This is a genomic window from Rhizobium binae, from assembly GCF_017357225.1.
Classification (GTDB): Bacteria; Pseudomonadota; Alphaproteobacteria; order Rhizobiales; family Rhizobiaceae; genus Rhizobium; species Rhizobium binae.
Genome location: NZ_CP071607.1, coordinates 356,035 through 378,808, shown reverse-complemented (window position 1 = coordinate 378,808; position 22,774 = coordinate 356,035). Strand labels below are relative to the sequence as shown.

Sequence of the window (22,774 nt, the reverse complement as noted above, 5' to 3'; positions counted from 1 at the left end):
ATCGCACAGGAAAAGCCTTGCCCGTTGATCGGCAGTAATCAATTGAGCTCGAGATCGGCCGCAAAATTTCCGCGTCGCCGATTGACGCCCCGGCGAAAGACCGACTATCAATATTAACTCAATTTGATTGACTTCAAATCGCATTCCCATCCCGGCGACCGTGCCGGAACGCTCAAAGCCTGGTTTCCCTTGAAGGAAGAGTGACGATGTCGACACCGCGACCGAACGCCCTGCGGCTTGAAACCCTTTGGAACCCGCCGGCCGACGGCAAGGAATTCTCCTATGTCCTGCGCCTCAGGAACCTCGGCAGCGGGCCGCTTTCAGCTTTCTCGCTCTGCATCAGCGGTCCGGGCCGGGTCGATCCGGCCGGGCGGGTCGAAGGCGCGACGGTCTCGAAGCGGCTCTCCAATTTCACCGAATTCCAACCGCCGGCCGATTTCGTTCTCGGCGCCGGCGAGACCTGGACGATCTCCGTCTATGCGCTGAACTGGCAGTTCCGCCACTGGACGGATGGGGCGACGAGCGCCTATCTCGCACTTCCCGATGGCAGCACCATCATGCTCGGCGTCGAACCGACGCGCTCTTCGGTCAGCAATGCGGCCCTGAAGCGCGGCGCCGAGATCTATCCGGTTCCCGCCAACGCGCCGGTTCAGGTGTCGGTCATTCCCTGGCCGAACCATGTCGCGGTCGCCTCGCGCCGGCCGCTGCCGGCCGGTTTTGCGCCGCAGGCGCAGAGTGGCGAAGGGGAGGCTGCGGCGAAAGGCTTCGCGGCGCTGGTCGACCATCTCTTCGCCGTCGAAGGCATCGTGCGCACCGAGGCGGAAGGCGCAGTACCCGTCATTCTGAAGGATGCCGCCGGCTTCGCGCCGGAAGCCTATCGGCTGAGCTTCGACGAGGAGGCCCTGACGGTGGAAGCGAGCGGCAGCACTGGCTTCCTCTACGGCCTCGTAACACTCGGCCAGATCTGGCGCGGCGCCAGGCTGCATCCCGGTGTCTTCCAGTTTCCCGCATCCGGCGAGATCGTCGACGAGCCGGTAATGGGCTGGCGCGGCCTGCATCTCGACGTTGCCCGTCAGTTCTATGGCGCCGCCGAGGTCAAGAAGCTGCTGGCGGTGCTTGCCTGGAACAAGCTCAACCGCTTCCACTGGCACCTTTCCGACGACGAGGCCTGGCGCGTCGAGATCGACGCCTACCCCGCCCTGACCAAGATCGGCGCCTGGCGCGGCCACGGCCTTGCCGTTCCGCCGCTCCTGGGTTCGAGCCCCGCCCGCACCGGCGGTTACTATACCAAAGCCGTCATCCGCGACATCGTCGCCGAGGCGAAGAGCTTCGGCGTCGAGATCGTGCCGGAGATCGACATGCCCGGCCATTGCTACGCCATGCAGCAGGCGATACCGGAACTGCGCGATCCGGCCGAGAAGGGCAGTTATTATTCGGTCCAGGGCTTCCCGAACAACTGCATCAACCCTGCCCTCGAGAAGACCTACGAGATCGTCGAGACCATCCTTTCGGAACTGATCGAGCTCTTCCCGTTCAAGGTCATTCATCTCGGCGCCGACGAAGTGCCGCTCGGCGCGTGGTCCGGCTCGCCGGAAGCGCTCGCGCGCCTTCGCGCCGTCGCCGGCGATGCGGTTGCCGATGCCCATGCCAAGCGGCTGAACGTCGTCACCAATACACACGGAGCCGACGATATCCACGGCTCGGGCGCGGCGATCCTGCAGGCCGAATTCCTGGAGCGCGTGCAGCGCTTCCTGGCGAGCAAGGGCTGCGTCACCGGCGGCTGGGAAGAGGCCGCGCATGGCGACGTCATCGACAAGGCGAAGAGCTATCTCTGCAGCTGGCGCAATGTCGAGGTCTCGGCCGAGCTTGCCGAACGCGGCTATCGAATGGTCGTCTGCCCCGGCCAGGTCTACTATCTCGACATGGCGCTGCGGCCGGACTGGGACGAACCGGGCGCCAGCTGGGCGGGGAATTCGGATGCGGAAAAGCTCTATATGTTCGATCCGCTCAGTGGCTGGACGGCGAGCCAGAAACGGCAGCTCCTCGGCATCCAGGCCTGCATCTGGTCCGAACCGATGACCGACCGCGCCGTCTTCGACCGACTCGTTTTCCCGCGCATCTCGGGGCTTGCCGAAACCGGCTGGACGAAACCGTCCGCCAAGTCATGGGAACGCTTCAAGGCGCTCGCAGGGCTGATGCCGCTGCTTTACGGGCTGCAGGAGTCGTAAGGTGACGATCGGGACCGTGATAAAACGGTCCTGATCAGCCTCTGGGGCACCCGATCGGGTTAGCGCGGTGAGTATTGTAGAATATGCTCATGTCCGCATAATTTCGGCGGCTGGCGCTGCCAGGCAGAACGATCGCGAACCCCGGGGTAATGCCATGGAAACAATCGCCGAAGACGCCCGTGCCGGCGCCGTTTCGCCCGAACTCGTTGTCGATGCCCTGTTTGCATGCCGAAAGACGGCAGCGATGAGGGCGGCCATCGAGCTCGATCTCTTTACCCATATCGGCGAGGGCAAGACGACAGCGGCGCTGGCGTCGGAGACGAGCGCCTCGGAACGTGGGGTGCGCATCCTGTGCGACTACCTCGTCGTCCACGGCTTCCTGACAAAGGAGAGCGGACAGTACCGGATGACGCCCTCGACCAGAATGTTCCTCGATCGCAATTCGCCGGCCTATATGGGCTCCGCTGTCGAGTTCGTCGCCGCTCCCGAAGTCCTGGACAATTTTCTGCGCGATCCGGCCGCGGTCGTGCGAAACGGCGGATCGGCGGGGCTTGCGAACCTGTCGGCCGACAACCCCGTCTGGTTGAAGTTTGCGCGCGGCATGGGCTCCTTTACCGGGCTCAGCGCCAAAATCCTGGCCGGCGAAATCTCCGGCTGGGGAAAGTCCTTCAGGAAAGTTCTGGACATTGCCGCAGGTCCGGGCATGTTCGGGATCGAGATCGCCAAGGCCTTTCCGTCTGCTGAGATCGTCGCCGTCGATTGGGCCGGCGTATTGGAGCTGTCGCGGCAGAATGCGGAAAGACAAGGCGTGGCTGACCGGTACCGCACGGTCGCCGGCAGCGCCTTCGATGTCGACTGGGGGAGGGATTACGATCTCGTCCTGCTGCCGAATTTCCTGCACCACTTCGACCTGCCGACATGCGCAGGGCTGCTGCGGAAGATCATCGCCAGCCTTGCGGAGGGCGGCCGGATCGTCGCGGTCGATTTCGTGCCGAACGAAGATCGCGTGTCGCCGCCTTTTCCGGCGGCCTTCTCCTGGGAAATGCTCGCCGGCACACCGGCGGGCGACGCCTATACGCAGAGTGACCTGACCGAAATGGCAAGACAGGCCGGCCTTGCCGGCGTCACGGTCAAACCGATGCCGCCAACGCCGGCAAGCATCATTCTGTTTGAATAGGCCGCGACCGAAGCGCGGTTGGTTTCGGAAAAGATCGGCAGGGCGGCGGCGCCGAGGACGGCGGTATCCTTGCCGGTCATGCCGATCATGACGCGGGGCAGGCTGCCCTTGCGGTTGGGATCGATCGGCACGTGCAGCGGCTCCAGCCGTTCGGCCAACCGGCGCATCAGCGATGTCGACAGGCTGCCGCCGAGCACGATGGTCTGCGGATCGAAGGCAAGTTCGAGAAAGTCGAGGGTCTGCCGCAGAGGCTGGACGGCCTGGTCGAGCCAGGCGTCGAGATCGACGCCTACCCCGCCCTGACCGAGATCAGCGCCTGGCGCGGCCACGGCCTTGCCGTTCCGCCGCTCCTGGGTTCGAGCCCCGCCCGCACCGGCGGTTACTATACAAAAGCCGTCATCCGCGACATCGTCGCCGAGGCGAAGAGCTTCGGCGTCGAGTTCACCCGCGGTGGCATGTCACAGTCGCTGCCGGTAGGCAGAGGGCGTGACGCCTGCGCCCAGCTTGAATGCCCGGGTCATGTGGCTCTGGCTGCTGAAGCCGCAGGCCGAAGCGATCTGCGCGATGGGGTCCTTGCCGCGCAGCATCGACTTGGCGCGCTCGACACGCCGGTGGGCCACCCAGCCATGCGGGGACACACCGTAGCTTGCCCGGAACATCCGCTGAAAATGAAAGGCGCTGAGCTGCCCGATCGCCGCCAGATCCTGCAAGCGGATCGTCTCGTCGAGATGGGCCTCGATATAGTCCAGGATCCGGCGCCTGATATGAGGAGCGAGCCCGCCGCTGATGGCGCGGGAACGCATCCCTCCGTAACGGGGATCAACGAAGAAATCCTTGATCGTCTGCGTCATCGCTTCTTCAGCCATGAGATGATCGCCCGCCGACATCGCTTGCGTCATCTGCCGAAGCGTGCGCGCCAGGGCGGGCGCATCTGCGAAGGTCGCTTCGGGGAGCACCATAAGCCTGGAATCGCGGTCAAACGTCTCGGCAAACATCCGGCGCATCTGATCGTCTGGAACATAGAGATGGACGAATTCGAAGTGGTCGGTGATTTCCCATTCCGACGAGTGCCCCTGCGGCATGATGCACAAGGCTCCGGGCCGGCCTCGCGCGGCGGGGCTGCCATCCAGACGGCGCGTTCCGGCGCCACCAGTGAGATAGAGGCTGAACGTATGTCCGTCCGGCCGCTCATAGCTCATCCTGTCGCTGCCATTGCTCCAGAGGGCCGCCGATCGCCCGAACCCCAAATCGATCGACTGCGACATGAGAGCAGAGGGAGATGCGGACAAAAAGCTGTAAACCGAGAGGCGGCTATCTTTCACCTGTTCTTCCTCACCTGTGCGTCCTGGCGAATAATACCGGCGGACGGTCCGCGTGGCGAGCGGGAAGTCCGGGGCAATAAATTTCGCAGCAAGAATCTGCAAGAGCCCGGCTCATGGTTGGCCTATCGATCGAGAAAACGAGGATCACTCCATGGCAAATGCCGCTCTCTTCATCGCCACCGTCCTGATATGGGGGACGACCTGGATCGCCATTGCGATGCAGGTCGGTCCCGTGCCGGTGCTGGTCTCGGTCTTTTACAGATTTGCGCTCGCAGCGGTGATCCTCGTCGCCATCCTGGCCGTCATGCGGCGGCTGAAGCTGCCTGCCTTGCACGATCAGCCTTTCATCCTTGCGCAAGCGCTCTGCCTGTTCAGCCTCAATTTCATCTGTTTCTACAACGCCGCCGGCTTTATCCCGTCCGGGCTGATCTCGGTCATCTTCTCGCTCGCAACGATCTACAATGCCGTCAATGCGCGCCTGTTCTTCGGCGACCGCGTTACCGGCCGCACGCTTCTCGCGGCCGCGCTCGGCGCCACCGGCCTCCTCCTGCTGTTCGCAGAGGAGGTTGTCGTCGATTTCAATCTGGACACGTTGAAAGGAATCGGGCTCGCAGCGCTCGGCACGCTGTTCTTCTCGCTCGGCAATATGGCGTCACGCCGAAACAGCGCGGCCGGAATTTCACCGGTGACCGCCAATGCCTGGGGCATGACCTATGGCACGATCGTCCTGCTCTTCTTGATTACCGTGACGCAAACGCCGGTCGTGGCGCCGCCCGACATCAAGTATCTCGTCGCACTGCTCTATCTCGCGGCGATCGGTTCGGTGATCGGCTTCACCACCTATCTCATGCTGGTGTCGCGCATCGGCTCCTCACGCGCCGCCTATGCTACCGTCCTGTTCCCGATCGTCGCCCTGTCCTTGTCGACGGTCTTCGAGGGCTACCACTGGACCGGTCTTGGCCTGATCGGCCTGGCGCTGACGCTTCTCGGCAACGTGGTCATCTTTGCGCGGCCTCCGGCGCGCCGCGCGCTGCAAGCAGATGCAAGGGTGCCGGCAGGCGAATGAGGGTCAGCCGACCGGTTTCTGCAGGACGTCGAAGCGTGGATTGGTTTCGGAAAAGATCGGCAGGGCGGCGGCGCCGAGGATGGCAGTATCCTTGCCGGTCATGCCGATCATTACGCGGGGCAGGCTGCCCTTGCGGTTGGGATCGATCGGCAGGTGCAGCGGCTCCAGCCGTTCGGCCAACCGGCGCATCAGCGATGTCGACAGGCTGCCCCCGAGCACGATGGTCTGCGGATCGAAGGCAAGTTCGAGAAAGTCGAGGGTCTGCCGCAGAGGCTGGACGGCCTGGTCGAGCCAGGCGTCGAGACCGTCGCTGCCCTTGGCGATCAGCGCGTCGAGATCGTCTGATGACAGCTCCTCGACATTGGCGATGCCCATGAATTCGTAAGCGACGGTCGGCGAGATGTAGCGGTCGAGGCAGCCGCGCTTGCCGCAGTTGCAGAGCTTGCCGTGCGGCTCGACGATGATATGGCCGATCTCGCCGGCATTGTTGCGGCTGCCCTTGTAGAGGTGGCCGTCGAGGAACATGCCGGCGCCGATGCCGCCGCCGCCGGCCAGAAACAGATAGACGAAGCTGCTCAAACCGCGGGCGACGCCGTGAAGGCGCTCGCCGATCGCGGCGGCCGTCGCATCGTTTTCGACCAGCACCGGCATTTTCACCCGCTGCTCCAGCTCGTGCCCGACCGGAAAATCCTGCCAGCCGGGCAGGCTCTTCGGGCTGAGCGAGGTGATGCCGCCATCGGCATAGCGGCCGGGCAGGGCCATGCCGACGCCGAGCAGCCGGTGTCGGTCGAATGCGAAGGCCTGCTGCAGATCCTCGACGATTGCCTGGAGAACCGGCATCGCCTCCTGCGGATCGGGGTGTTCGACATGACGCTCGATGCGCGCGCGAACGGCGCCGGTAAGATCCGTCAGCACCCCGCTGGCGCGCTGGCGGCCAAGCTCGAGGCCGATCGAATAGGCCCCGGCGGGATTGATCGAATAGGGGATGATCGGCTGGCCGCGCGCCAGTTTCTGCGCCTCGGCCGGAACGAGAAGATGCGACCGCTCCAGCTCCTCGACGATATTCGACACGGTCTGGGCGGTCAGCGCCGTCATCCGGGCGATCGCCGCGCGCGACAGGGGACCGTGCGTCCGCACGGCCTCGATCACCACCCGCCGGTTGTGAGACTTGGCCTGCTCGAGATTCGTGCCGGAGATCGCCTTCATGTCGCCTTCAAAGGAAATGCAGCCCCACCCTTGTCACAAGACGGATGGCGATGAAAGCCACATTCTTCGTGCGGTTTACTGAACCTCGGCGTCGATAGGCGCAACGGCATCGCGCCTCTGCAGAAGGCCGAGGGTTGCGATGCCCGACAGTCCGGTAACGGCGCTCAGCATGGCGGTTCCCGAATAGCCCGTCGCCCATGTGCCGGCGGCAAAGACCAGGGCGCCGATCCCCGCACTGGCAAAGACATTGACCGAGATGAGCGCACTGCCGAGCCCCGGCCGGTCGGCGATGAGATCCTGCAGATAGGTGATCGGAATGCTGATGATCGCCGCAGCACCGATGCCGGCGAGCAGCGTCAGCGCATAGAGATGCCATGGCTCGGAGGCGAAACCGAGAAGGCCGAGGAACAGGGCGTAGATGACGGTGCCGGCGGCAAGCGCCGTCATCTGCCCCGCTTCCCGCGCGATCCGCGACCAGACGATGATGAAGACGATCTCCAGCAAGGCGACGATGCCGACCAGAATGCCGACGTCGCTGAGCGCCCCATGGGCGGCACCAGTGGCGATCAACGGCAGAAGAGCGTCGTTGAGATGCAGCGTGCTGGTGATGAGCGCCACGCCGGCGACATGCGCCGAAATCCGTGGCGACACCACCTGCCGCAGCGCGCCGAAATAGGTGAGATGATGAACCGCTGTTATCTCCGTTGCCACCCGGTTCGGCAGGGCGAAGAGGATGATACCCTGGCATAAGACACATGCGATGGCGGCAAAGAGATAGGCCGGCAGCATGCTCGATGCGCCGGAGAGCGCAAGGCCAGTGACCCCGGGGATCAGCACCCAGGAGAGCGAGATCATTGCGCGCACGCCGGAGTTGGCCGTCACCATGTCGCTGCGGTTCATGCCCTGCATGGCGGCGCGCGCATTGGCAAACAGCAGCGAATTCAGCGCCCCGTAGATCGGCAGCGGCAGCAGCGCGCTGATGACGAAGACGGACGCTGTCGGAAAGGCGTAAACCATGCCGTAGCCAACGATGCCGAAGAGGCAGGCGCCGATCATCGCCGAACGGTATTCGCCTAGCCGATCGGCAAGATTGCCGAGCAGAACGCTGATGACGACGTTCACCGCCGCCGAGGCGAAGGCGAGGAAGGAATAGAGCCCGTCGCTCAGGCCCAATTCGCGGATGCCGACGATGGACCGATAGGGCGCCGTCATTGCGCCTGCCATGCCGAAAGTGAAAATGGCAATCATGCTGGCGCGGATCGCCGGATTGCGGAAAACGTCGGGGAAGAGGCGGCTCATGGGGTCATCAATCGTCAAGAAAATCGGCAGGCGCGGCCGCGGCGGGCAGTCCCGAAAGTCAAATTATGCTGTCTTGCCGGCTCAGGGATCGGAGCCCTGAATATCAATAATGCTCCGACTGGGAGAAGGTTCGCGCCAGCTCGGCCTGGCCGGCCGTCAAGCCGCAATCGACGGGCAGGCAGACACCTGTGATGGCGGCGGCGAGTGGCCCGGCAAGGAAACCAACGGTATTGGCAACATCCTTGGGATCGACGACGCGCTGCAGCGGATACCAACGCCGTGCCTCTTCGAAGACATTCGGATTGGCGGCAGCCCGCGCTTCCCAAGCCTGCGTCTTCACCGTGCCGGGCGCGACGGCATTGGAACGGATGCCGAACTTGCCGTATTCCACCGCGACCAGCCGGGTGAAATGCAAGAGGCCGGCCTTGGCGGCGCTATAGGCCGGGTGGCCGAAGACATGCAGGCCATTGACCGAGGCGATATTGACGACGGAGCCCCTCGAAACTGTCAGCATCGGCTCAAAGGCACGGAAACACAGAAATGCCGCCTCGAGATTGAGCGCAAGATCCGCCCGCCAAATGTCCGGCGTCGTCTCGTGCAGGCTGGTGGCGCGGGCAGCACCGGCATTGTTGACGAGGGTTCGCACCAGCCCGGCATCGGCGGCGCGTTTTGCCAGTTCTGATATGCTCGTCTCGCTGGTGACATCGCAGCCGACGGCGACGAAGCGGCTGGCCGGCCCGAGCTTGGAAGCGACGGCGGCCGCGGCGGCGGCATCGATATCAGCGAGCAGCACGACGTCGTGATCATCGGCAAGCCGTGCGGCGATCGCCGCACCGATATCGCCTGCAGCGCCGGTGACGATGGCTGCCGATTGGGTCATGGTCTCTTGCTCCCGCTCATGGATTTCAATCTCCAAGCAACTGCCGGTCGTCGCCGTCGCGGTGGATGACGAGCTGCTGCTTGATGCGCCGAAGCGTGGTCGTCGCCTTCGGCTGGACGGCATAGGCGACCAGGCTTGAGAGAATGTCGACCGTCGCGATATAGGCGATGCGCGTCGAGGTCGGACGGTAGATGTTGTTGCCCTCGGGAAGGTCGATCGGCACGACGATTTCGGCCGCCTTGGCGACCGGGCTGTCTGTCTGGGTCAAAGCGATCGTCTTCACCTTGTTCTCGCGGGCAAGCGCGAAGGCGCGCACCAGCTCCATATTGCGCCCGGAGAAGGACGAGCCAATCAGCACGTCGCCCGGCTTCGCCGCCGCCGCCATCATCAGCTGCATGCTGTGATCGGAACTGGCGGTGATGCGCAGCCCGAGACGGAAGAGACGGTTCTGCAGCTCGTCGGCGATCATCGACGAATTGCCGCCCGAGCCGAAGGCATAGATCATATCGGCCTTGGCGATAAACGAAACGGCCGCTTCGATCGCCGCGAGATCGAGCGAGCGGTGCAGGAGAAACAGCGCGTTCTGCGCCTTGGTGATGATATCCTGGGCGACATCGGCCGGATCGGTGCTTTTCGATTCCGGCTTCAGATAGCGCACGCCGATATGGGCGGTGCGGGCGAGTTGCACCTTGAAATCGGAAAAGCTCTCGCAGCCGAGCCGCCGGCAAAAGCGGGTGACGGTCGGCGGCGAGACCTCGGCCCGTTCGGCGAGCTCGATGATCGAGGCATTCACCGCAAACTCGAAATCGTTGACGATGATCTCCGCGATGCGGTTTTCCGAAGGAGAAAGCCGGCTCTTATCTTCCTGCAATGTCGAAAAGATATCCAAACCGCCTCCCTCCGATTGTTCGCTACGCGTCCTTCTTTTTATAGGCCACGCAATCGATCTCAACCTTGCAATCGACCATCATCGACGATTGCACACAGGCGCGTGCCGGCGGATGCTCGCCGAAATATTCCTGATAGATCTTGTTGAAGGTCCAGAAGTCGCGGGGATCATCGAGCCAGACGCCGACGCGCACCACATCCTCGACGCCGTAGCCCGCCTCTTCCAGGATCGCGAGCACGTTGGCGATCGTCTTATGGGTCTGGGCGACGATGTTGCCGTCGATGATTTCGCCGTTTTCCATCGCAACCTGCCCGGAAACATAGAGCCAGCCATCGGCTTCGACCGCACGCGCGAATGGCAGCGTCTTGCCGCCGGCGCCCGTTTGAACCGTGCCATAGCGCTTGATGGACATGCTGAAGTCCTTGCAAATTATTTTCTTGATACGTTGACAAATGACCATAGAAAGCAGAATTTGACCAGTGAAAAACACGATTTATGAAAAGAATTTCAATCCGGGGCGGACATGCGCGATCCTTTTCAGAACCCTTTCCCATCCGACAGCGCCCGGCATGCGATCTGGGAAATGCTCGTTTCGCGCGATATCGACGCGTTTCTCGCCGCCGACTGGTCGATGGTCGAGGATGATTTCGTCGAAGAGGGCTTCATCGGCATCGACGGCCGCAAGGAGGTGAACCCCGACAAGTGGCGGCTCGCCTTTCCGACGCTGTCGGCCTATCGCGAGGAGTGGCTGCGGCAGGCGAGGGATTTCGCCGGACAGAGCTTCGCGGAAGATCCGCGCACGGCGATCTTCACCACGACGACGCTCGAAGATATCGAGATCGAAGGCGACATGGCGCTCGTCCGCAAGAAATTCGACGGCGGCATCACCAGGGCCGACGGCAGCCGCGATGTCCTGCAGTGGCAGACGCTCTATTATTGCAGGCTGCACGAGGGACGCTGGAAGATCTCAGGTTTCACCGGCTACCTGCCGAACCCGATGGGGTGAAAGCGGGGCCCGCAACACGAAGGCCACTTTCTTGCGCATATTCACGGCAGCATTGGCGACCGAGACCAACACCTTCTCCCCGATCTGCGTGGATCGCCGCGCCTTCGAAGCCTCGCTTTATGCCCCGCCCGGCCAGCATCCAGAAACGCCGACACTCTGCACCGCACCGATCACCGTCGGCCGGCGCGTGACCAAAGAAAAAGATTGGGAGCTGATCGAGGGCACCGCCGCCTGGGCCGATCCGGCGGGCCTGGTCAACCGGACGACCTATGAGGGTTTGCGCGACGAAATCCTCGACCAGCTCAAGGCGGCAATGCCTGTTGATGCCGTCGTCATGGGCCTGCACGGCGCCATGGTCGCCGCCGGCTACGAGGATACCGAAGGCGATCTTCTCTCACGCATGCGCGAGATCGTCGGGCCCGACGTCCTCATCTGCGCCGAGCTCGATCCGCACAGCCATCTGACTGCCAAGCGCGTTGCGGCGCTTGATTTCGCCGTCTATTTCAAGGAGTTTCCGCATACCGATTTTGTCGATCGCGCCGAGGACCTCTGGCGCATCACCGTCGATACATTGGAAGGCCGGGTGAAGCCAGTCATGTCGGTATTCGACTGCCGCATGATCGACGTCTTCCCGACCTCGCGCGACCCGATGCGTTCCTTCGTCGACAAGATCATGCGGATCGAAAGGGACGATGCCGAGGTCCTGTCGATCTCGGTGATCCACGGCTTCATGGTCGGCGACGTTCCCGAGATGGGAACGAAACTGCTCGTCGTCACCGACAACAAGCCGGAGAAGGGTGCGGCCTTGGCGCGCGAGCTCGGCCTCGAACTCTTTTCCAAACGCGGCACCTTCATGGTGCCGCAGATCGATGAAAAGCAAGCCGTGGCGCGCGCTATCGCCGCCACCCAATGGCCGGTCGTCATCGCCGATGTCTGGGACAATCCGGGCGGCGGCACGGCGGGTGACGCGACCGTCATCCTCGCCGAGCTGATGGCCCGCGGCGTCAAGAGTGCTGTCATCGGCACCATCTGGGATCCGATGGCGGTGCAGATCTGTTTTGCGGCAGGCGAGGGGGCTGAAATCCCGCTGCGCTTCGGCGCCAAATCCGCACCCGGCACCGGCAATCCCATCGACGGCACCGTCAAGGTCGTCAGGCTGGTGAAAAATGCCGAGATGCGTTTCGGTGAGAGCCTGGCGCCCTTCGGCGATGCCGCCCATATCGTGCTCGATGGCATCGACATCATCCTCAATTCGACGCGCGCCCAAAGCTTCGATCCGAGCCTGTTTTCGGTGATGGGCATCGATCCCACGAAGCAGAGGATCCTGGTGATCAAATCCACCAATCACTTCTTCGCCTCCTTCTCGAAGATCGCCGCCGAGATCCTTTACTGCTCCGCCGGAACGCCCTATCCCAATAATCCGGCGACGACACCCTATCGGCGGGCGCCGAAGACGATCTGGCCGATCGTCGCCGATCCACACGGGGTACAACGCGGAGCCGCCTAGATGCATGATGCCAGCTTTGCCGTGGTCGCCAGGGCAGGAGACAGGATTGCCGATCTCTCGACGCCGCGTCCTGTCATCGATGAAGACCGGCTGGCTGCCAATATCGCCCGCGTTCAATCCTATATGGATGAGCACGGGCTGAACTTCCGCCCGCATATCAAGACGCACAAGATCCCGGCGCTCGCCGTCGCCCAGGTCGCCGCCGGCGCCAAGGGCATCAATTGCCAGAAGGTCACCGAAGCCGAGGTTTTCGCCGAAGCCGGTTTCAACGACATCCTCATCACCTTCAACATCCTCGGGCAGCAGAAGCTCGAGCGCCTGGCCAGGTTGAACGACAGGATTTCAGCCCTCAAGGTCGTCGCCGACAGCGAAACGACGGTCGACGGGCTGGCTGCGCATTTCTCCGGCCATAAGCCACTGACCGTACTGGTGGAATGCGATACCGGCGGCGGCCGCTGCGGCGTGCAGACATCGGATGAAGCCGCCTCGCTCGCCAGGCGCATCACCGCTGCCGACGGCCTGATCTTCGGCGGCATCGTGACCTATCCGAAGCCGCAATCGGCCGCCGCCGTCGAAGCCTTCATCACCGAGACGCTGCAGCGCCTGCGAGCGGACGGCATAAGCTGCCCGATCGTCAGCAACGGCGGCACGCCGAGCCTGTTCGAGGCGCACCTCGTCCCCTCGGCGACGGAACACCGCGCCGGTACCTATATCTACAACGACCGCCAGATGCTGCGCATGGGCCATTGCAGCGAGGACGATTGCGCCATGCATGTGCTGGCGACCGTCGTCTCCCGCCCAACCGCCGACCGCGCCGTCATCGATGCCGGCTCGAAGGCGCTGACCTCGGATCTTCAGGGCTTCAGCGATTACGGCCTGATTGTCGGTTATTCAGAAGCCCGCATCACCAGCCTCTCGGAAGAACACGGCGTGATCGATCTTTCGACCTGCACCGGCCCCCGCCCGCAGATCGGCGAAAAGCTCTTCATCATCCCGAACCACACCTGCGTGGTCTCCAACCTGTTTGATACGATGGTGTTTCATCGGGGTGGAGTGGTGACGCGCGTCGAGGAGGTCGCAGCCCGCGGCCTCGTCTGGTAGGGGGCAGTTTCGGTTGAGGGCGAAATAGGCCCGGTCCCCGAAGGTCGCAGTTCGTGGTGGATCACTCGCGATTTTAGTATCGGCAAGAATACAGTTGCCGATGTCGCGAGACATGGTGGCGACGCCTTTCTTGAATGGGACCTACAGCAGAAGAACGCCGACTTCCGCAACGCGCAACAGCGATCTTGGTCCCGGCTTCGAGAGTGACCGATTTGGGCCGGAAGGGGGACTGACTGCCATTAGCGACGTTCTATCGGAATGCTACTGTAAATGAACGCAGTTTTGGTGACTCTGAGGTCGTGAAATTCATCCTTCCGATAGGAGCGCTTCAGGTTGAGGGCTCTCTATTTTGCGATGCCTCGACTACCCTCGTTTTATCGCGAAGGAGCTCGATGCAACGTTATAGATTGGCGGACTGTTTCCTGAAATCGCGGCAATATGGCCACACCTACGTTCATCACGTGGACACACAATAGCGCTTGACTGAATCAGCGCGACCTCATGCGGGCAATATGGTATAAATTCCAGAACAGATAGAGAACATTGGGGTGATTCTTTGCTAACATACGTGCGAACAAGCCTATTCGACTCTCCTGCTCAGACCCTCGTCAACACTGTGAACGTCGTAGGCGTGATGGGAAAGGGTATCGCACTCGAATTCAGAGAGCGCTACCCCGCCATGTTCAAGGCCTACAAGAAGCTTTGCGACAGCCATTCTCTGGACGTCGGAAAGCTCCATCTTTGGCGCGCGTCGGACCACTGGATTCTGAACTTCCCGACTAAAACGACCTGGCGGCAACCTTCAAAGATTGAGTACATTGAAGCTGGACTCGAGACCTTCCAGCGGTCCTACAAACAGATGGGAATCGCCTCGATTTCCTTCCCACCTTTGGGCTGCGGAAATGGAAACTTGAACTGGAAGGATGTTAGACCGCTGATGGAACGCTACCTGTCAAAGATCGACATTCCCGTCTACGTTCACGACTATCAAGTTCCTCAGACATTTGTTGCTGAGCATAACAGGCCGGAAGTGCGGCGAGTGCCTATCAGCTTCAACGAATTCCGCCATGACATCATGACGAGAATTCAGCGCGGCAACCATTTCTCGACGCTTCGAAAGACATCGGAATTTGTAGCCCGCTGGGTCGATGACGGTGATATTCTAATTGAACGGTCAACCGGCCGAACGGAGATGATCGACCACGAACTTGTTGAAGCGGCGTGGTCGTCACTCCAGAACGGTATGTTTACCGGTGACCAGTTCGCAGACGAGCCATCAAAGAAGCTGAAGTCCTATCTCTTTCCAATCCTCGCGTCGTTGCCTTACGTGAGAGTTGCAGAGATTAGTAAACCCGGCTGGCCTGAGGCTAGCCCCGGTCATGCACTGTACATCAGCCGCGAAGACCGAAAGAGTGGTGCTCAACTGGATACCGTGGCGTCCGGTTACGGAGAGCAAGCGTGCCTCTCACTCTAGCGCGGGCTCAACAGCATGTGAAAGAGCAAGCCGATCGTCTAACTGGAAATCGAGCCAGTTTGACCTGCCACGGAAGTTTCATCCGGCTGCGATTAGAGCCTCGGCGGCTTTGAATACGCCAACTGGCGCGGTGGGAGCAACCGGCGGAAACGCGAAGCTTTCATCTTGCGCAGCGTTGGAGCCGGTTGCGGCGATGCTCCCGGCGTAGCCTGCCGGGGTCTGGTATCCGAGCGACGAGTGTGGCCGGAAATGGTTATAGTCGTCAGCCCATTCAGCAATGGCGCTGCGGGCATGATCGAGGCCGAAGAAGAGGCTCTCGTTGAGCAACTCGTCGCGCATCCGACCGTTGAAACTCTCGACATAGCCGTTCTGCATCGGCTTCCCCGGCGCGATGTAGTGCCACTCCACCTTGTGATCCCTCGACCAGGCGAGAATGGCATTCGACGTTAGTTCGGTGCCGTTGTCGGAGACAATCATTCCGGGCTTGCCGCGTCGTTCGATCAGCGTTGTCAGTTCTCGAGCAACACGTCGACCAGAGATAGACGTGTCCGGGATCGCTGCCAGGCATTCGCGCGTCACGTCATCAACGACATTCAAGACGCGGAATCGTCTGCCGCAGGCAAACTGGTCGTGGACGAAATCCAGCGACCAGCGGGCATTGGCTTTCGCCTCGACCAGGATCGGTGCACGCGTGCCGACAGCACGCCGCCGGGCCTTTCGCTTGCGAACGGAAAGCCCTTCCTCGCGATAAAGACGGTATATGCGATTGACGCCGGACGGCTCTCCATCTCGCCGAAGCAGGATGAACAGCCGACGGTAGCCAAAACGCCGCCGCTCGTTGGCGAGGTCGCGCAGCTTCGCTCGCAGATCGACCTCCGGCGGTCGACTTGACCGATAACGGATCGTCTTGCGGTCGGCAGATATGATCTGGCAGGCCCGACGCTCCGAAAGACCCATGACGGCCTTCAGATGCGTGACGGCTTCACGCTTGGCGGCAGGCCCTACCATTTTTTTGCAAGAAGCTCGCGGAGTGCGGCTGCATCCAGCATCTGCTCGGCCAGCAACTTCTTTAGCTTGGCATTCTCGTCCTCGAGCGCCTTCAGACGCTTCGCCTCGGAGACGTCCATGCCGCCAAATTTGGCTTTCCAGTTATAAAACGTCGCTTCTGAAATCCCGTGCTTGCGGCAGAGGTCGGCTGCCTTCGCGCCAGCCTCCTGCTCCTTCAGCACCGCAATAATCTGCTCTTCCGTAAATCGCTGCTTCTTCATTCGTCCGTCCTTCAATGGGCCGGACTCTAATCCATCCTGGAGGAAATTCGCAGTGGCAGGTCAAGTTGGCCCCACTTTCTGTATCACGCGTGCGACGTCACCACAGCAATTAATATTGTCCGGCATAATGAACTTCGTTGCCGGAACAATGCGACTGACTTTCTTGATGTCGCTAACGGCGGGGCACTCAATATTTTTGATGGTGCCCACTCGTGCGCACGTCTCTATTTTCGACCCAAAAATGGATTTCACTTCCGGACGGAGGGCATAAAATGCATCGCTGACCAATGGCGCCTGCCAAATCATATGTCCATTCCGGTCATGTTTTTGTTCGACTTTGTCTCCGTAATCACGCTTCCAGGAGCAAAGTTCAGTAGCGGCAATGTGCAACGTTCGAAGACATTCCTAGATGGCGATGTGGCGTTTAATCGTAAGCGGTCAGCCGATAACGTCAGGCTTGAAGTTCCAGGGCATGAGCGCTTCGATTTCGGATGCTGGCCAGCCTTGAGCAATGCGGGTCAAGGTCTGCGAGAGCCAGTCGAGCGGATCGACGCCATTCATTTTGGCCGTTTGCAATAAGGTGGCCACCGTCGCCCAGGTTCGTCCACCGCCCTCGCTGCCGGCGAATAGACTGTTCTTTCTCGTAATCGTTTGGGGCCTGATCGCCCGTTCGACGATGTTGGAGTCGATCTCGATGCGACCGTCCGTGAGAAAGCGTTCCAGCGCCTCTCGCCGGGTGAGCGCATAGCGGATCGCCTCGGCGGTTTTGGATTTTCCCGAGACCTTGCCAAGCTCCTTTTCCCAGAGCTCGAAGAGGCTGGCGACGATGGCCGCGGATTCTTCCTGGCGTCGCGCCGCGCGGCTCTCGGCATTCTTGCCGCGGACTTCGTCCTCGAACTTCCACAACTCGGTCATGGCGACGATCGATTCCGTTGCGGCCTGAGAGACTCCGCTGATGTGCAGATCGTAAAACTTGCGCCGCAGGTGTGCCCAGCAGCCTGCGAGCTGGATGGGTTCATTGCTGCCGGTTTTGGCCCGCGTCTTGGCCAGGCTGGTATAGGCTGAGTAGCCGTCAACCTGCAGGATGCCGCTGAATCCGGCGAGATGACGCGCCACGCAATCGCCGCCCCGGCTGTCCTCAAAGCGATAGGCAACCATCGGCGGACTGGTTCCACCGTAGGGTCGATCATCGCGTGCGTAGGCCCACAGCCAGGCCTTGGTGGTTTTCCCGGAACCGGGGGCAAGCGTGGGCAAGGTCGTCTCGTCGGCGAAGACCCTTTCGCCCTCCTTGACCCGGTCGAGGATATAATCGGCGACCATCTGCAATTCGAAGCCCAGATGCCCCATCCACTGCGCCATCAACGACCGGCTGACCTCGACGCCATCGCGCACATAGATCGCCTCCTGCCGGTAAAGCGGAAGTCCGTCGGCGTATTTCGACACGGCGATATAGGCGAGCAGCCGCTCCGTCGGCAGGCCGCTTTCGATAAGGTGTGCCGGCGCCAGGGCCTGAACTACACCGTCGCGGCCCCGGAAAGCGTATTTGGGGCGGCGCGTCACGATCACCCGGAACTTCGGCGGCACCACGTCCAGCCGCTCGGAGCGATCCTCGCCGATCAGAACCTTTTCCAGCCCCGCGCAGTCGGCCGGGATTTCCGGCTCGATAACCTCCTCGATGCGTTCGAGATGAGCGGCAAAGCCCTTGCGCGGACGCGGCGCGCGCTTCGGCTTGTCCCCGGTCGCGCGGTGGAGTTCGCTCTGGATTGCCGCAAGGCCGGTCTCGACCTCCTCGAACGCAAAGGAAACCTGTTCGTCATTGACGGCCAGGCGCAGCCGCTCGGATCGCTTGCCATGTTGCGTGCGCTGCAAAACCTTCAGGATCGCCGTGAGGTTGGCGATCCGTTCGTTGGCGCTCACTTCGACGGCCTTCAGCCGCTCGACCTCTGCCGCCGCGGCTGCAAGCCGGGTCTCGTTCGCAGCCTGCTCGCGCGCCATCGCAAGGATCATCGCTTTCAGCGCATCGACGTCGTCTGGCAGGTCGGAAACGGGCAAATCCATGGAGGCAATAGAGCACAAGAACAGCCGCTTTCCCAATCATTACAGCCACATGATTCATCTTGCCGCAGGCCGGTTTCAGCCCGTCAACAACGGCCGCCTGATCTTGGCCGGTCGGATCTTTTTCCAATCGAGCCCCGCCAGAAGCGCCATCAGTTGCGAATGGTCGAGACGCATCCGCGCCGCCGATATACCCGGCCAGCAAAAGCCTTGCTCTTCCAGGGTTTTCGAATAGAGGCAGACGCCTGAGCCGTCCCACCAGACAATGCGAACACGGTCCGACCGCTTCGACCGGAACACGTAAAGCGAGCCATTGAACGGGTCGAGACCGCCATCTCGGACCAGCGCCATCAAAGACGCGGCCCCCTTGCGGAAGTCGACCGGCTGGCACGACACGTAAACCACCACACCGGAAGCGATCATGCCGTGCGGACCACCCGGAGTATCTTGGTCAGGTGATCGGCATCAACATCGCCGCCGACGCGCACCACAACATCGCCCACGACGATCTCCACCATCGAACCGGCCACCGCCTCAAAGCGCGTGAACTTGACTGGCGCGCGCGCTCCCTCCGTCAGTGGCGCGACCATTCCCGACGAGAGCGCCTTACGACGCCAGGCATAGAGCTGCGACGGGTCCAATCCCTGAGACCGCGCAATCGCCGACACATTGGCCCCCGGCGAGAGTGCCTCGGCGACAAGCTGTGCCTTCTCTTCGTCCGACCAATGACGTGGCTTGCGTCGAGACTGCACCGGCTCCGCCGTCAGGACCTCGAATGTTCGATGATGATTCACACTGTCGCTCATAGGTTTCTCCGCATGACTCATGCTAGAGAATGACCGTTCAGCGGCCCTAAAGATACGTGGGGTGACCTACCCGCTTACGTTTAATCAGTTAGATTTCGACGCGATCTATCACGACGCCCCCACAAATTCCGAAAACAAAGAATACATCACCAACATGCGGATGTCCGAGGTGAGCGTCGAGGGGCACGTCCCTTTGACTCCACACCTTCGGGGAATCGTCTTCAGAACGCAGTCGGATATGCAGACATTTGGATATTTACTTGAGCAGGCGGGAATTGCTTGCCCCTACAAACTCATCGTTGAACGGGCTCGCGGCACTCTCTTTCTCGCCAGAGCACTGTACTTGAATGATCTCAGCTTCGCCGGGAACACTATAAGTCTAACATTCAATTTTCCGACTGATTTCTCGCCTCCCGACCGTATTTATAAGGTCTTCATCAATCAGACTGTAGGCCACAGTAATAAGACCTACGATAAATCAGTCGAGCTGAGGGCAACCACATTCAATGTGACCAATTACGACCCGGACCCGTTGGGTGTCTGGTTCATCAAGTTGGAAGATCAACTCGCTTTCAACGGACGTCTTCAAACGCAGGCATCAGAACTCTTTTGAATACAAGGATGCTATACGGCTTCTGTGATGATGGTTAAGCTTCCAGTCTGTGCCGCGAACGAAGACTGCCGCGGGATCCGCCGTGATCTCACAGTTGTACAATTATTGCGGATCATCTAGAACGGTTACATGAGACTTTCGTCGAGAATGGGTTATGTGGCTCGGCCATGTAGGTATTGCCAGCGCTCCAGCCAACGGCGGCTTTCAGGGTGCGCACCGCGGCCAATTGGTGGCCAACTTGAAGACGCAATGCAGTCATATCACCAATCCCCGCAATCGACCGACCCCCGGGCAGAAACGAACTGCCGACACTGAGGCAGTCGTTTCAAGCGGCCGTCGGGTTGATCACATTCATATCGATTTCCGTCAGCTCCACCCGCCGCTCGAAGGCGATGCCCGCCTCGTCGAAGAGATGGCAATCGGCGGCATTGATGCCGGTTGTCACAGGCGCGTCGGCGCGGATGCCGACGCTGCCGGGGAGCATGGCGCAGAAATTTTCGGCCTCGCCGTTGAGAGAGGCGTAGGCGACCGTGTTGGCGCCGAGGCGTTCGATCACCGTCGGGGTCACTGTGAAGACGATATCGCCGCCGTTGAGCTGGATATGCTCCGGCCGGATGCCGAGCGTCAGGGTCTTGCCTGATATGCCGTCGCGCGGCATTACCGGCAGAACGGCGGTCTGGCCTTGATAATCCACCTCGACGCCGGCGGCGCTGACGCCCTTGCAGGTCACGGGCAGGAAATTCATCTTCGGATTGCCGATGAAGCCGGCGACGAACTGGTTGGCCGGCTTGTGATAAAGCTCCAGCGGCGCGCCGGTCTGGGAGATGTTGCCGGCGTCGAGCACGACGATGCGGTCGGCCATCGTCATGGCCTCGACCTGGTCGTGAGTCACGTAGATCATCGTCGCCTTCAACGCCCGGTGCAGCTTAGCAAGCTCGATGCGCATGTCGGCGCGCAGCGCCGCATCGAGGTTCGAGAGCGGCTCGTCGAACAGGAATATCTTCGGTTCGCGCACGATGGCGCGGCCGATCGCGACGCGCTGGCGCTGTCCGCCGGAGAGCATGCCGGGTTTTTGCTGCAGCCGCTGGTCGAGATGCAGGATGCGCGCGGCGTTTTCCACCTTGGCCTTGAGCTTTGCCTCTTCCATCTTCTCGACGCGCAGCGGGAAGGCGATGTTTTCGAAGACGGTCATGTGCGGATAGAGCGCGTAGGACTGGAACACCATGGCGATGCCGCGCTTGACCGGCGGCAGGTCGTTGACCCTGACGCCGTTGATGATGATGTCGCCCGCCGTCGTTGCGTCGAGACCGGCGATCATCCGCAGCAGCGTGGACTTGCCGCAGCCGGACGGGCCGACGAAGACGACGAACTCGCCATTCCTCACCTCGAGCTGCACGCCCTTCAGAACTTCATAATCGCCGTAGAATTTCTGAACTTTGTTGAGAAGGAGCTGTCCCAAAAATCTGTCTCCGCCGGCGGCCTTTGTCGCACGTTCGATCATCATTACTGCATAATGCAAGGCGCTGCAGCGTTGCGCATCCGACAAGACGTGCGACGCTGCAGGGGAGGGATCGCGGATTGTTGCCTCCGCGATCCCAAGGCGTCGAAGCCGCTTACTTGAAAGCTTCGATTTCGCCGGCAGCCTTCTTGAGCGCGGCTTCCGGTTCGGCCTTGCCCGTGACGACCGACTGGATCATCTCGATCATCGAATTCTGGAAGCCCTTGTAATCGGTGAAGAGCGGCTCGGGACCACCATAGTCGATGCCTTCGATGAGCGGCTTCCAATAGGGGTCCTTGGCGACGAATTCGTCGACCTTCTTCGAGGGACGCAGCGGCGTGAGGCCGGCGCCGCCCTGCAGTTCGTATTCCGACTGCACATCCGGCGAGGTGATGAACTTGGCGAATTCGGTCGCCTTGTCCTCGACGCCCGAACCCTTGAAGATCGCCAGGCTGTCGGTGATCAGGAGCGTGCCCGGACCCTTGGCATCGGGGCCGAGCGGCAGCGTCGTGATGCCCCAGTTGATCTTCGTCTCCTTCAGGCGGGAGGCGGCACCCGATCCGGCCTGGATCATCGCGACCTTGCCGTCGAGGAAGATGGCGCGGACTTCGTTCTGCTCATAGGCCGTCGGGCCTTCCTCGGAGTAGGGGACGATATCCTTGTAGGCCTTCAGCGCGGCGAGAATCTGCGGGCTGTCGAGGGTGATCTTGCCTTCGGCATCCGTTACCGCGCCGTTGTTGGTGTAGACCCAATGCATGAACTGGTGCATCGTGTTGTCGAAGGTCTTGGCCGAGAGACCGAAGCCCGGAATGCCGGTCTTTTCCTTGATGGTCTTGGCCATCTCGATTTCTTCGGCCCAGGTCTTCGGCGGCTTCTCGGGATCGAGGCCGGCCTGCTTGAACAGGTCCTTGTTCCAGTAGAGCGCCTTGGTGGAGAAGGCGATCGGAACACCCCACTGGTTGCCCTCGAAGGTCACCGTATCGACGATGTGCGGATAGTAAGCCTTCTTTTCCTCATCCGTCATCGGCACCGGAACGATGAGGTCGTTCTGGGCGAATTCCTTCAGCGTGCGCGAGCCGACATAGGCCATGGCCACCGGCGTGCCGGCGGCGGCAAGCGTCGTTGCCTTGTCCTGGCACTGCGCCCAGCCGACGACTTCAGGCGTGACCTTCCAGCCCGCGTTCTTTTCTTCCCACTGCTTGATGTATTTGGTGTGGACCGGATCGATCGTGTCGCCGCAATAGATCCAGCTGATTTCCTTGTCGGCCGCATGGGCAGTGACCGCGGTCAGTGCCGTCGAACCGAGCAAGGCGAGCGCCATAAGGCCTGTCTTGATTGTTATGCTCACGTCGTAACTCCCATTCTTGGTTGGCTGTTCA

At 61.4% G+C, this 22,774-nt stretch carries 20 protein-coding genes and 2 pseudogenes; 9 read left to right on the top strand and 13 right to left on the bottom strand.

Annotated features, from left to right (window positions below):
• Positions 1–206: 206 nt before the first annotated feature.
• The gene (locus tag J2J99_RS28645) at positions 207–2,228 is read left to right on the top strand and encodes a beta-N-acetylhexosaminidase (RefSeq protein WP_168300476.1); all 2,022 of its coding nucleotides are present in this window, start codon (positions 207–209) and stop codon (positions 2,226–2,228) included.
• Positions 2,229–2,382: 154 nt separating this feature from the next.
• Positions 2,383–3,405, top strand: coding sequence for a class I SAM-dependent methyltransferase (locus J2J99_RS28640; protein ID WP_168300477.1), 1,023 nt, complete (start codon positions 2,383–2,385; stop codon positions 3,403–3,405).
• Between the two features lie 17 nt (positions 3,406–3,422).
• On the opposite strand, the pseudogene J2J99_RS28635 reads toward J2J99_RS28640, so the two are convergent.
• A pseudogene (locus J2J99_RS28635) lies at positions 3,423–3,707 on the bottom strand (sugar kinase); the annotation flags it as partial.
• Between J2J99_RS28635 and J2J99_RS34775 the strand changes: the two are divergent.
• Positions 3,681–3,845 (top strand): annotated as a pseudogene (locus tag J2J99_RS34775) (family 20 glycosylhydrolase); the annotation flags it as partial. The pseudogenes J2J99_RS28635 and J2J99_RS34775 overlap by 27 nt on opposite strands.
• 18 nt (positions 3,846–3,863) lie before the next feature.
• Here the strand turns inward: J2J99_RS34775 and J2J99_RS28630 are convergent.
• A complete protein-coding gene (locus tag J2J99_RS28630; RefSeq protein WP_485064286.1) occupies positions 3,864–4,727 on the bottom strand; it encodes a helix-turn-helix domain-containing protein in 864 nt (287 codons plus the stop codon).
• 151 nt (positions 4,728–4,878) lie between these two features.
• Between J2J99_RS28630 and J2J99_RS28625 the strand changes: the two genes are divergently transcribed.
• A complete protein-coding gene (locus tag J2J99_RS28625; RefSeq protein WP_168300478.1) occupies positions 4,879–5,793 on the top strand; it encodes a DMT family transporter in 915 nt (304 codons plus the stop codon).
• 3 nt (positions 5,794–5,796) lie between these two features.
• Here J2J99_RS28625 and J2J99_RS28620 read toward each other — a convergent pair whose 3' ends face one another.
• The 5 genes from J2J99_RS28620 to J2J99_RS28600 form a co-directional block, all read right to left on the bottom strand.
• The gene (locus J2J99_RS28620; protein ID WP_168300479.1) at positions 5,797–6,999 is read right to left on the bottom strand and encodes an ROK family transcriptional regulator; all 1,203 of its coding nucleotides are present in this window, start codon (positions 6,997–6,999) and stop codon (positions 5,797–5,799) included.
• Positions 7,000–7,074: 75 nt separating this feature from the next.
• Entirely contained in the window at positions 7,075–8,298 is a 1,224-nt protein-coding gene (locus J2J99_RS28615; RefSeq protein ID WP_168300480.1) for an MFS transporter, read from the bottom strand.
• Positions 8,299–8,401: 103 nt separating this feature from the next.
• The gene (locus tag J2J99_RS28610; RefSeq protein WP_168300481.1) at positions 8,402–9,178 is read right to left on the bottom strand and encodes an SDR family oxidoreductase; all 777 of its coding nucleotides are present in this window, start codon (positions 9,176–9,178) and stop codon (positions 8,402–8,404) included.
• A gap of 25 nt (positions 9,179–9,203) precedes the next feature.
• Complete coding sequence (locus tag J2J99_RS28605; RefSeq protein WP_168300482.1) at positions 9,204–10,067, bottom strand: MurR/RpiR family transcriptional regulator; 864 nt, start codon at positions 10,065–10,067, stop codon at positions 9,204–9,206.
• Positions 10,068–10,089: 22 nt separating this feature from the next.
• Positions 10,090–10,479, bottom strand: coding sequence for a RidA family protein (locus J2J99_RS28600; protein WP_168300483.1), 390 nt, complete (start codon positions 10,477–10,479; stop codon positions 10,090–10,092).
• Positions 10,480–10,590: 111 nt separating this feature from the next.
• Here J2J99_RS28600 and J2J99_RS28595 point away from each other — a divergent pair, with 111 nt between their 5' ends.
• From J2J99_RS28595 to J2J99_RS28580, 4 genes are all read left to right on the top strand, one after another.
• Positions 10,591–11,073, top strand: coding sequence for a hypothetical protein (locus tag J2J99_RS28595; RefSeq protein WP_168300484.1), 483 nt, complete (start codon positions 10,591–10,593; stop codon positions 11,071–11,073).
• A gap of 31 nt (positions 11,074–11,104) precedes the next feature.
• Positions 11,105–12,580: a M81 family metallopeptidase gene (locus J2J99_RS28590; protein WP_168300485.1), complete on the top strand. Its 1,476-nt coding sequence runs from the start codon at positions 11,105–11,107 to the stop codon at positions 12,578–12,580.
• Positions 12,581–13,681 (top strand): D-TA family PLP-dependent enzyme, encoded by a 1,101-nt coding sequence (locus tag J2J99_RS28585; RefSeq protein WP_168300486.1) that lies wholly within the window; start codon positions 12,581–12,583, stop codon positions 13,679–13,681.
• Positions 13,682–14,249: 568 nt separating this feature from the next.
• On the top strand, positions 14,250–15,155 hold the full coding sequence (locus J2J99_RS28580; RefSeq protein ID WP_343229144.1) for a macro domain-containing protein: 906 nt from the start codon (positions 14,250–14,252) through the stop codon (positions 15,153–15,155).
• 78 nt (positions 15,156–15,233) lie between these two features.
• Here the strand turns inward: J2J99_RS28580 and J2J99_RS28575 are convergent.
• From J2J99_RS28575 to J2J99_RS28560, 4 genes are all read right to left on the bottom strand, one after another.
• Positions 15,234–16,423 (bottom strand): IS3 family transposase gene (locus J2J99_RS28575; RefSeq protein ID WP_132576271.1). Its coding sequence is split into 2 segments (ribosomal slippage): positions 15,234–16,171 and positions 16,171–16,423, totalling 1,191 coding nucleotides; the frame shifts between segments, so codons are not numbered across the junction.
• Positions 16,424–16,861: 438 nt separating this feature from the next.
• Positions 16,862–18,481, bottom strand: coding sequence for an IS66 family transposase (tnpC, locus tag J2J99_RS28570; protein ID WP_168302452.1), 1,620 nt, complete (start codon positions 18,479–18,481; stop codon positions 16,862–16,864).
• 75 nt (positions 18,482–18,556) lie between these two features.
• On the bottom strand, positions 18,557–18,901 hold the full coding sequence (tnpB, locus tag J2J99_RS28565; RefSeq protein ID WP_168302453.1) for an IS66 family insertion sequence element accessory protein TnpB: 345 nt from the start codon (positions 18,899–18,901) through the stop codon (positions 18,557–18,559).
• Positions 18,898–19,284 carry a transposase gene (locus tag J2J99_RS28560; RefSeq protein ID WP_168302454.1) on the bottom strand — a complete coding sequence of 129 codons (387 nt, stop codon included), beginning with the start codon at positions 19,282–19,284 and terminating at the stop codon, positions 18,898–18,900. The genes tnpB and J2J99_RS28560 overlap by 4 nt, the downstream gene beginning before the upstream one ends.
• Positions 19,285–19,345: 61 nt before the next feature.
• Between J2J99_RS28560 and J2J99_RS28555 the strand changes: the two genes are divergently transcribed.
• Positions 19,346–19,897 carry a hypothetical protein gene (locus J2J99_RS28555; protein WP_168302278.1) on the top strand — a complete coding sequence of 184 codons (552 nt, stop codon included), beginning with the start codon at positions 19,346–19,348 and terminating at the stop codon, positions 19,895–19,897.
• Between the two features lie 325 nt (positions 19,898–20,222).
• Here J2J99_RS28555 and J2J99_RS28550 read toward each other — a convergent pair whose 3' ends face one another.
• Together J2J99_RS28550 and J2J99_RS28545 are read right to left on the bottom strand one after the other, a co-directional pair.
• A complete protein-coding gene (locus J2J99_RS28550; protein WP_168302277.1) occupies positions 20,223–21,356 on the bottom strand; it encodes an ABC transporter ATP-binding protein in 1,134 nt (377 codons plus the stop codon).
• A 154-nt stretch (positions 21,357–21,510) separates the two neighbouring features.
• The gene (locus J2J99_RS28545; RefSeq protein ID WP_168302279.1) at positions 21,511–22,716 is read right to left on the bottom strand and encodes an ABC transporter substrate-binding protein; all 1,206 of its coding nucleotides are present in this window, start codon (positions 22,714–22,716) and stop codon (positions 21,511–21,513) included.
• Positions 22,717–22,774: the final 58 nt, after the last annotated feature.